General features: G+C 66.5%; 7 protein-coding genes and 3 pseudogenes. 6 read left to right on the forward strand and 4 right to left on the reverse strand.

Annotated features, from left to right (window positions below; genetic code table 11):
* The 3 genes from ABZ471_RS45675 to ABZ471_RS45685 all read right to left on the reverse strand — a co-directional run.
* Positions 1 to 908: amidase domain-containing protein (locus ABZ471_RS45675; RefSeq protein WP_359075074.1), on the reverse strand; the 908-nt coding region annotated here is incomplete at its 3' end.
* A gap of 127 nt (positions 909 to 1,035) precedes the next feature.
* Entirely contained in the window at positions 1,036 to 1,242 is a 207-nt protein-coding gene (locus ABZ471_RS45680; protein WP_359075075.1) for a hypothetical protein, read from the reverse strand.
* A gap of 578 nt (positions 1,243 to 1,820) precedes the next feature.
* The gene (locus ABZ471_RS45685; RefSeq protein WP_359075076.1) at positions 1,821 to 2,858 is read right to left on the reverse strand and encodes a hypothetical protein; all 1,038 of its coding nucleotides are present in this window, start codon (positions 2,856 to 2,858) and stop codon (positions 1,821 to 1,823) included.
* Between the two features lie 547 nt (positions 2,859 to 3,405).
* Here ABZ471_RS45685 and ABZ471_RS45690 point away from each other — a divergent pair.
* Both ABZ471_RS45690 and ABZ471_RS45695 read left to right on the forward strand, forming a co-directional pair.
* Positions 3,406 to 3,953, forward strand: a pseudogene (locus tag ABZ471_RS45690) (transposase); the annotation flags it as partial.
* A gap of 83 nt (positions 3,954 to 4,036) precedes the next feature.
* Positions 4,037 to 4,264 (forward strand): annotated as a pseudogene (locus tag ABZ471_RS45695) (transposase); the annotation flags it as partial.
* Between the two features lie 36 nt (positions 4,265 to 4,300).
* Here the strand turns inward: ABZ471_RS45695 and ABZ471_RS45700 are convergent.
* Positions 4,301 to 5,560: an ATP-binding protein gene (locus tag ABZ471_RS45700; protein WP_359075077.1), complete on the reverse strand. Its 1,260-nt coding sequence runs from the start codon at positions 5,558 to 5,560 to the stop codon at positions 4,301 to 4,303.
* Between the two features lie 871 nt (positions 5,561 to 6,431).
* Here ABZ471_RS45700 and ABZ471_RS45705 point away from each other — a divergent pair.
* The 4 genes and pseudogenes from ABZ471_RS45705 to ABZ471_RS45720 all read left to right on the forward strand — a co-directional run bounded on the left by ABZ471_RS45705 (position 6,432) and on the right by ABZ471_RS45720 (position 10,337).
* A complete protein-coding gene (locus tag ABZ471_RS45705) occupies positions 6,432 to 7,904 on the forward strand; it encodes a histidine kinase (protein ID WP_359075078.1) in 1,473 nt (490 codons plus the stop codon).
* Positions 7,905 to 8,034: 130 nt separating this feature from the next.
* The gene (locus tag ABZ471_RS45710; protein WP_100828799.1) at positions 8,035 to 8,361 is read left to right on the forward strand and encodes a transposase; all 327 of its coding nucleotides are present in this window, start codon (positions 8,035 to 8,037) and stop codon (positions 8,359 to 8,361) included.
* A complete protein-coding gene (locus ABZ471_RS45715; protein ID WP_359075079.1) occupies positions 8,358 to 9,011 on the forward strand; it encodes an IS3 family transposase in 654 nt (217 codons plus the stop codon). The genes ABZ471_RS45710 and ABZ471_RS45715 overlap by 4 nt, the downstream gene beginning before the upstream one ends.
* 248 nt (positions 9,012 to 9,259) lie before the next feature.
* Positions 9,260 to 10,337: pseudogene (locus tag ABZ471_RS45720) on the forward strand (IS110 family transposase).
* Positions 10,338 to 10,538 lie beyond the last annotated feature (201 nt).

Raw genomic sequence — 10,538 nt, forward strand, 5'->3', positions numbered from 1 at the left:
GCGTTGCCGAACCACTTGTGGAAGTCGTACGTGTAGCCGGGGACGTGCTTCCAGCCGCCCGCCTTCAGGGACTGGCTGACGAAGTTGGTGCAGTCACCGCCTGCGCCCTGCCCGTTGTAGTCCGGGTAGCTGGTGTTGTAGTTCTTCCAGTACTTGGTCGCGTACGCCACCATGGCCTTGTAGTCGTAGGTGCCGCCGGTGAGCGTCTTCCGGTTGGCTGGCGCGGGCCAGGAGGTCGTCGCGCGGGGCGCCTCGGGCGGGCTGTCGTCGGCGGTGTCGGCCGTGACGGCGACGGTCAGCTGCTTGGCCACCTGGTTCACGGCGATGTAGCCGTTGTCGGTGTCTTTGACGTTGGTCAGCTGCCAGGTTCCTTGCCGGTCGGCCTTGAACGTCAGTTCGTGATGGGCCTGGAAGCCGGTGGTCTTCGGCTCGTTCCCCGTGGCCTTCGCGTAGGTCAGCGTCGTGGTCTCGGTGACGTCCGTCTTGGCGGTGCGGCCGGTCACCCGCGTCGCGTCCAGCGTGACCCGGGTGTTGCCGTCGCTGTACTTCTCGCCCAGCCTGGCGAGGCGGGACTGGCGGCCGCGCAGTTCGGTCAGCGCAGAACGCTCCGCGAGCGACTGTGAGGCAGACAGCCTGACGTTGCCGGAGAAAACGGACGTCCGCTGCTGGTGTCGCTCCTTTTCCCCGCTCTTGGGGTCGTCCACGAGGGCTTGTGTGCGGTCGGTGAAGACCGCGTCAGCCAAACGTTGGAAGGTGGCCTTGGTCGTCGGGTCCACCGTCGGGTAGTTGGTGACCGCCGCGCCCGCGGTCCAGCCGGGCAGCAGAGCAGTGCCGACGGCCACCGAGGCGGCCGCCGCCGTGACTATGGTGGCGCGGCTTCGCTTGCGGCTCAGGTTTCTTGATTTCAATGTTCTTCCCCTCTATGCCGATACATCTTCCAGGCGATGGCATCTTTGCACGCCGTGTGTAGTAATTGTGAAAGCGGCTCCACAAACGGAACCAGTTGGGGGCGGGCGTTCACCCGGCCACTGTGGATCATTCAGGAGATTGCGCCGGATCGAGGCTGCACAGCCGCTCCAGGGTCGCGGGCTTCTGCACGTTTACCCCGAACAGGCGTGCCGTGCCGCCCTCCTTGACCACCTGGAGGCTCTGTGCAGGCACATTACCGGGCTTCCAGCCCTCGGCTACGCCTCCGATGACTCGATGTCGGATCGTTCCCCTTCTCGTGGTGTAGCCGATCAAGGTGTGGGTGTGCGCGGGTGTCTGCCCGGGGCGCACGACTGATGGGGGTGGCCGCTCCGTCCCGATGTCGGACGCGGCCCTCCAGGAGGCTGAGGGGTTCAACTCTCAGCTCACAGCACTCATCGCAGCCTGCCGGGCCGCCCGGCGCGCGACCGGCCGCTGACCGCACTCATGATGGCTGCCATATCCCCTGCACCCACGCTTCGCGGGCGACCACGCCTTCCGCGAACGGAATCCAGGGCATTGCGCGACTACGTCCTCGCCCACGAGGGGGTAGGGGACTGAGGAAGTCGGACCCCGGGTTCCCGGGCTCTCACTCCAGATGGGGCAGGCGGGAAGCGACGGTGCGGCGGACACTCTCCAGGGCTATAACGCCATGCGTGGCACCAGGGCTTTTCGCCTCACCCAACATGCGCGCAGATCACCAGGCGGAACCGGGACCCGAAAGGGGAGGACGGCCTCGAAGGCCAGGCACGGAGAGGGACAACTGCCCGCCAGCCGCCATGCCATCCGTTCGGTGTTCTGGGGCGGTTCGGAGCCGCTCGCACCCAAGCATCGCATGCTCCCTGCGTTCCAGATCAACTGCCGTCGACGGAACGGGCGGCAGGCGAGGGGGCACCTTTCGGGATAGGTCGAGTTGTGGGGATGGTGGCATTCAACTGCAGGGCGTCCCTCGCATTTGCAGTGACGGTCAGCTCGCCTCCCATGGCCGCCAGGCGGGCTTGGAGCCCTGTCAGCCCCTGACCGGGGCGAGGCGCACGGGTCTGAGGTTCGTTCGCTGGTGCGCTGCTGCGCAGGCACACCGTCACTGTGTCGGGGGTGGCCGTGACATCGAGCTCGATGGAGGGTTTCGCGCAGCTGCATTGGGCGTGTGACAAGCCTTCCTGAATGACGCGATAGGCCACATTGTTGGCAGTGGCACCAGCACAGGTGAGACGGCCTGTGGAGGCCCAGGACACAACGGCGCCGGCCAGCCGGGCACGGGCAACCAGGTCCTCGACATCCTTTTCCCAGGCCTCGGTGACGATGTCGTCCGCAGTGTTCGGGCAGCTACCTTCAAGAATGTACTGCACATTGACCAAACTGCGTACCTCCAGCATGGCACGCCGGCCCAGATCACCGATCATGGTTCCGGCCTGGGTCTTGGAGATATTGGCGCCGTTCACCTCCAGGGCACCGGCCTGAATCACGATCAGCCCGAGGTACTGGGCGAGCGCGCGGTGACGAGCTTGCGATTGGGCGGACTGTGCCTCAAGCGCGGCGACCCTCGCCAGCAGATGTTGGTCCAGGCTGGTGCGGTGCCCATTGTCCTGTGTGTCAAGGGCAGGCAGGCCTTCAAGCCGCGCCGACCAGGCGCCCAGCAGCGGCATGACGGCGACGGGCATGACCGTCAGGGCGAGTGTTGCAAGAAACCGCACACCGGCCGGCACGGTCGATTCGGCCGCTGCGGCGTGCAGGGCGGCTGCCAGGCACGCCAGGCCGGCGGCGGCTGCGGCGAGGATGCCCCAGACGGCACGGCCGCGGACGTTGAGGAGATAGATGCCTGCAGCCGCTCCCGCTGAGACGGCCGCTGTCACCACGAGTGGCAGCCCGCTGGGCACCATGGCCGTGAGCAAGGCGTGTGTGGTGACCCACCGGGGCAGTGCCACGAGCAGAAGAACAAGGTTGCCTGCCGCGATGAGGGCGGCCGGCGCAGCGTCTACTGTCCTGGACCGGCCGCTCGGGGCCCGGGACCGCCCTACCGGGCCGATCTGCCCGTGCCCCGCTTCCATTGTGGGCGCGGCCCGCATATGCGGCTCTTTCCTGATCGGCAGGCGTCGGCCGCCATTGTGCCGATTCCAGCTGACCCACTTCTTGATGGCTTCCTCCCTGGGTCAGGTGGCTGAGCGGCGCCGCTGCTGTGGTCAGGGCGTGATGCCGCACTCTGAGGAAGGTACGTGAGAGGGCAGCATGGCGTTCAACGCTCCTCGCCTGGATCGTCTGTGCTGGCGCGCCAGCATCAAGCCGGCCGATACGGAAGGTCAGCGGACGCGTGCGGCATCCACACGGACTTCGGCAGCGGCCAGCAGGTTTCCCGTCCGCCGGGGCCACTGACACTGCTGCATGGGGCCAAGTGGTGCAGCTGATCCTCCGAGCGCTGGAGCAGCGGCGATCACTCGCAAGGGCCGCAAGGCCGCGCAATGACTTGCCCGTTACCAGCGCATGATGGCCCGCCGCCGGTGCCCGAAGGGACAGCCCGCGTCGAAGGGATATCGCATCGCGCAGACGCGGGCCGCGAAGCTGAACAAGAATGTGGACCGGCAGCGTGAGGACGTCGCCCGCAAGTGGGCGACGTCCGTGATGCGCGGCCACGACGCCGTGGCGGTGGAGGACTTTGGGCCGAAGTTCCTCGCGAAGTCCACCTTGGCCCGCAAGGCAGCCGACGCCGCCATCGGCGTCACCAAGAAGGTGCTGATCGAGATGGGCCGCGAGCACGGGCGGGATATCCGCCTGGTGCACCCCGCGCACACCACCATGGACTGTGCGCAGTGGCGAGCGAGAACCGAGCACGCACTATCTCTCTCAGAACGAGCGTATGCCTGCACCGCATGCGGAGTCGTATCCCCCGGGACAAGAACTCCGCCCGCGTGATGCTCATCCGGGCTGGTCTGACCCCGGACGGTGTTGAGGGCGTAAGACTGCCTGGGCTGCCGGCCCAGGGGGCAGCCTGAGCCGTACATCCCCGCTCAACCCTGAAGGCTGGAATCCCCTCCCTTCAGGACCCCGTTGCTGATCTCTCAAATCTCCCTGGCGGGAACGCTACCGCCCACGCGCCGGGATCGAGGCCACCGTCTGCCAGATCGTCCACCGCACCCACGCACGCCGCACCCGCTACCGCACCGCGACCGCCACTCACCTGGGCCACTGCCTCGCCGCCACTGCCATCAACCTCATCCGAATCGACGCCTGGCATCACGGCCACCGCCCCGAGCGCACCCGCACCACCCACCTATCCCGCCTCCTCACCCGCCCCTCGAAATGAGAGATCAGCAACGGGGTCCTTCAGGGAGGGGAGCAGTCAATCAGCCACGGGACGACGGTCTGAGGTGTTCACGGTTCTTATGGTGCCACGGAGCTTCTTGGGCAACCTCCGGTGCGAGCGACGGGCGTCATCCTGGGGCGCGGTATTGGTGGGTGCTCGCAGGACGAGTTCGAACCCGCCCCTCCGGGTCGGACGCGCAATGAGTGTCGCTTGCAGCTCAGCCGCGCGCCTCTTGAGGCCCGCCAGCCCGTAGCCTCCGCCTTCGTGAGTGCGGGGTGGCATCGTCGTCGCGCCGTTGTGAACGGTGATGCACAGCTCCTTTGGGCGCGCGTTCACCGTGATGTCGACCTGCGCACCCGGTGCATGCCGTCTGGCATTGGTCAGCCCCTCCTGGATGCAGCGGTAGGCGAGTTCGTAGGCCGGTCGATGGACGGGGCCCAGTTCGCCCTTCAGTTGCCAGTGGATGGCTGTTCCTATCGACCGTGTCTGGCTGACCAGCTCCTCCACCTTGGCCTGCAGAGCTCGGTCTGCTTGCTCGTCCAGTCCCCAGCCCGACTCCACGCCGTCGGCACCCGAGCGGAGCACGTTCAGCAGGTCATTGAGTTCTGTCATGGACTTGCGGCCCAGGTCCTCCATGAGCCCAGCGGTCTGTGCGACCTCGAGCCTGCCTCCGGACCGGGCCTTGAGCGTCCCCGCGTGGCCGACGATCTGCTCCACGTGCTCCGTCACAATGGCGTGCAGGTCCCGTGCCAGACGAGCCCGCTCTTCAAACCTGATGCTGCGCGCCCGCTGCATCCACTCACGGCGCAGCTGCTCGGCTCGCTCCGTGTGACTCCCGATGATCATCCGATGGGTGCGCACCGTGGTGCCGATGAACACGGCTAGCCCCACACCGAATATCCCGTAGATAGTGAGCGCATACAGCAGCTGCGCCAGGAACGGCATGTCAGGATAGAAAGCGTAAAACGGCGCTCGGATAGGGTTGATGAACGGTACGACACTGATGGTGACGCTAAAGAACGCCACCCATCGATAGCGTCCCTGCACCACGAGTGTGTAGATCGCCACCGAAAACAGCAGCGCATTGCCGTGGCACCACCCAGCCAACTCGGCAAGCGCCGCGACGGCCACCGGAAAGCGCCGGCGGAAGACCATCGAGAGCGAGGCCAGCACAGCAACGGCGACGATGACACGTCGGTCGTTCGTCACGATCGACTCCGTCCCGAAGCGTGGATCCGCCTGTATCCACATCGGGACGATGACCAACTGCTCAATGAGCGAGTACGAGACGGCCACCGTGGCGAAAGCTATGTCGTAGGCGCGGCTGCGGTTGCTCGGTCGGGGGTCCGCGACCTGCCGGCGATGTGTGGTCGGCGCTCTCCGTGCGGCCGACGGTCCCTGCCCGGGGTCGGTGCTGGGCGCGTCAAAGACCCCGTGAGCGGGCTCAGGTCGCGGTTTCTCTCGCCGTCGGTTCACCATGAGCCGCGGCCGCCGGGATGCCTCATGCTGATCTCGGCGCGCGATAGGCATCCGCTTTCCTGCCTTTCTCCGTCCCTTCCAGCCGACAGGAGAGGACCATCCCAGACCACAGCGCCGCAACGGCCCGCCTCTGCACCCGCGAGCTCCGTCCCGGCACCGCGTGGCCATTCTCAGCAGCCACGGCCTTGGAACGTCGAGGGTGCAGCATGTCTGCCGCAAGGACAGATGGCAGCCCCGTCTGCTTTTGCGCACCTGCTCTGGGCGGGCGGACTGCCTCGCGGGACGCGGATGCCGTGAGGCTCCGCATATTCGCCTCTCCAGCTGCGGCATCCCTACGGTTTCGAGTATGCACCCGGCTCAGTGCGTCGGGCCCCCGGCCACGGTTTTTCTACGAAAGCAAACATTTTCGCGAGGCATTGAACGCCAGTCAGGCCCGTTGGCGTACCGCACACCACCGAGCATTATGGCGCGCCCAGAAGGTACGAACGGGGTAGAGATGGCCCAGGACCCGTCCCCTCCAGACGAGCAGCGGAGGCACATACGGACTGATGGGCAGCATTCCGAAACGCTGCCACGGCAAAAGACCGATATCGCCGGCACGACGGCCACGCCTCCCGGAGCCCACCGCCGCCGCATCAGCGATCCGCGGCCCCAACGCGTCAGCCTGGCCTACGACATGGCCCTGTGCGTGACCGCCCTGCTGTACGCAGCCATCGTGCACTTGATCATCATTCCCATGTGGAGCGCAGCAGACCCCCGGTTCGCCACCGTGGGGATGATCACCAGCAACCGTGCGATCATCCTCAGTGTCGCCGCACTCGCCTCTTTGTCCATGGTGATCCGGCGGAGCCACCCCCTGGTGGCGGCGTCCCTAACCACCGCCGACCTGTGGCTGCATGGAATATGTCTGTTGTACCCGGTCGCGCTCTACACGCTGGTTGTCCAGGCCCGCTATCGGTGGGCACTCTTCTTCGTCCCGATCGGGTCAGCAATCCCCTTCGTCAACCCCATCCACGCCCCGTACCACGGGTTCATCCCCCACCTGCCCCCGATGGCTCTTCTTGTGTACAACTACACCAGCTTCGTCACTCCGATGGTCACGATCCCATTCTTCGTGGGGGTAGGGATAAGGACCCACCGGATGATCATCGGCAGCGAAAGGGATCTCTCCGAACGCCTCCGCCGCGAGCGCACACTTCAGGCACGCAACATATGCCTGGAAGAACGCGCCCGTCTCGCACAGGACCTGCACGACGTCGTGGCACAGTACGTAGGCCTGATGGTCATCCACGCCGGTGCGCTTGAAATACGTTCGGCGGATGACCCGACCACTCGGGAGACGGCAATCCTCATCGGAGGGCTCGGCCGCCGCGCCATGGCGGAACTACGCGACCTGCTAAGACTTCTGTACAGCGAGCCGGACGATGGCGTCCAGCCCTGGAAATCGGACCCCGAATCCGAACGTTCCTGGCTGAAGCACGTCAAGGAGCTCGTCCAGCAGACACAGACGACCGGCACCGCAGTCCAGTGGCACGTCACGGGAGAACTCCTTCCGGAACACCGCCCGGCATTTGAACTCGCCTACCGCTGCGTCCAGGAGGGACTCACCAACACCGCGCGCCATGCGCCGGGCTCGGACATCGACATCAGAGTCGACGCCGACCGGCACTGTCTGCAGGTTGCCGTGCGCAACGCCGCCCCGCCCGTCGCAGCCCACAACACAGGCGGCGAAAACAGCGGCATTGCGGGACTCCGCGAACGCGCTGCACCGCTCGCCGCCACCGTGACCGCACAACCGACCCCGGACGGCGGCTTTGCGCTGCTCCTGCATGTCCCCATAGCCTCGCCAAGCCATGGCGCGCCCTCCCACCGAGCCAAGCGGCAGTGGAGCGCCCGCTCCCGGCCACAGGCGCATATCCAGGACGATGAGGCTGAGCGCCGCGGGCACCAGTCAAATCGCGCACCATCGGCGCGGCAGGCCCCCGCCTGGTGGCAGCCGCTGCGCCCCTTCCACAGCAGTAAAGCGCCTGGTGCCGAGCGTCCCCTGCCACCGGCAGCCAAGCCGAAACCTCCACTCTCAGAGGCTGAGCGCGCACCTGGCGCAACCGCCACCGGAGTCCAAGTAGAAACCCGGACTGCACGCACGCAGCCAGTCACTTGACTGCTCTTCTCCCTGAAGGACTCCGTTGGGAAATCGGCAAACCGGCTGACAATCAAGCGGCCAGCTCGAGTGCGGCGAGGTGAACCGTTCCGGGTTCGATAGGGACTCGATCATTTGAGAGGATCGAGTCATGGCACGCCCTTCCCCCTACCCCGTTGAGCTGCGTAAACGAGCGGTCCGCATGGTCGCCGAGGTACGTCCGGAGTACGACACAGAGTGGGCCGCGATGAAAGCGGTCGCGGCGAAGCTGGGCATCGGGACGACCGAGACGCTGCGCAAGTGGGTCCGCCAGGACCAGATCGACAACGGGGCCCGGCCGGGGACGACGACGGAGGAATCCGCGCAGATCAAGGCGATGAAGAAGGAGATCGCCGAGCTGAGGCGGGCGAACGAGATCTTGAAGGCCGCGGCGAGTTTCTTCGCGGCCGAGCTCGACCGGCCACACACGCGCTCGTGAGTTTCATCGACGAGTACCGGGACCGCTTCGGCGGTGTCGAGCCGATCTGCCGCGTGCTGACCGAGCACGACTGCAAGATCGCCCCGTCCACCTACTACGCGTTCAAGAAGCGCCAGGCCGCCCCGTCGGCCCGGCAGCTTCGGGACGCCGAACTCAAGGAGCTGATCCGCAAGGTCTACGACACCAACTTCCGTGTCTACGGGGCCCGGAAGGTCTGGCGAGAGCTGAACCGGCAGGGGCACGCGGTGGCCCGGTGCACCGTTGAACGGCTGATGCGCGAACTGGGGATCGCCGGCGCGGTCCGCGGCAAGCGCGTGATCACAACGATCCCGGACCCGAGCGCGGAGCGAGCCCCGGACCTGGTGGACCGCGACTTTGTCGCGAGGGCACCGAACCGCTGCTGGGTCGCCGACTTCACCCACGTGAAGACCTTCTCCGGGGTCGTCTACATCGCGTTCGTCGTGGACACCTTCTCCCGCCGGATCGTCGGCTGGTCCGCCGCCGTCACCAAGGAGACCCGGCTCGTCCTGGACGCCCTGGATATGGCCCTGTGGCAGCGCAACCGGGACGGAATCCCGCACAGCCAGGGCGAGTTGATACATCACTCCGATAGTGAGTATGTGAAGTGCCGGATGTTCCGGGCCTCTTGACCCGCACAGCGATGGACGCGCCAGGATGCCGGTGCCGGGATGCTCTCGCGGTCTCCTGACCCGCACTCCGATCGACGACGTTGTCCTTCCTCGGACTTGTTGGTGGCCCGGGAGCATCCCGGCGAGGCGCTCGCCTCGCCGACGGGAGTGACTTAAGGAGAGCCTGGCCAAGGTCCCATCACTGTCTTGTCCGCCGCCTCGGTGAACGCGCGCCGACCCACCGCGCTCTCGTCCGCGAGGAGGCCGACATGGCCAGCATCCCACCCACTTCCCGCGTCGTCATCGGCGGCGTGGACACCCACAAAGACCTGCACGTCGCCGCCGTGATCGACACCGACGACCACGTCCTGGACACCGAAGCGTTCTCCACCACCCGCGCCGGCTACCGCGCCCTGCTCGCCTGGATGCGCACCTTCGGCGACGTCCGCCGCATCGGTATCGAAGGCACCGGCTCCTACGGCGCCGGACTCCTGCGCCACCTGCAACAGGCCGGCATCGAGATCCTCGAGGTCAACCGGCCCGACCGCTCCGACCGGCGCCGCCGCGGCAAGGACGACACCCTCGACGCCGAGAACGCCGCCCACGCAGCCCTGGCCGGCAACCGGGGCATCACGCCCAAGACCCGCACCGGCATGGTCGAGTCCTTACGCGTCCTGCGGATCGCCCGCTCCACCGCCGTCAAAGCCCGCCGCGTCGCCCTGCAGATGCTCCGCTGCCAGATCATTTCCGCACCCGAGGAACTCCGCGACCAGGTCCGGAACCTGACCCGCATGCAACTGATCCGCACCTGCGCGGCCTGGCGACCGGACGAGACCGCCTTCCGCGACCCCGTCTCGGCGACCCGCATCGCGATCAAGTCCCTGGCCCGCCGCTACCTGGAACTCAACGACGAGATCGCCGATCTCGACGCGATGATCGAGCCTCTGGTCCGTGAACTGGCCCCCCTCACTACTGGAACGGACCGGCTTCGGCATCGAGAACACCGCCCAGCTCCTGGTCACCTGCGGCGACAACCCCGAACGGGTCACCGACGAATCCCGCTTCGCCAAACTCTGCGGCGTCGCCCCGCTGCCCGCCTCCTCCGGGAAGATCCAGCGTCACCGTCTCAACCGCGGAGGCGACCGCCAGGCCAACTCCGCCCTCCACATGGCCGTCGTCTGCCGCCTGCACTACGACGAGGACACCCAGAAGTACGTCGAACGCCGCACCAGCGAGGGCAAGTCGAAGATGGAGATCATCCGTTGCCTCAAACGGTACGTCGCCCGCGAGGCCTACTACCTGATCAAGAAAGACAGCACCCCGAACCGACCAATCCAGAGAGGTTGACATTCAGGAGAGCGTCCGCGGCTGTCAGTACACCAGCCAGCAATTCGCCACCCTGGCAGCGCAGTTCGGCGTCCGTCTGTCCGTCGGCCGCACCGGGCAGTGCTGGGACAAGCACTTGTCATCACACTGCACCTCTTCTCCTATCGGGTTCACTTTGAGGTCGTTGTTGCTGATCGGCGGTGGTCGAGGCGTACGCCTTGC

Origin of the sequence: Streptomyces sp. NPDC005728 (genome assembly GCF_040630895.1) — a bacterium.
Classification (GTDB): Bacteria; Actinomycetota; Actinomycetes; order Streptomycetales; family Streptomycetaceae; genus Streptomyces.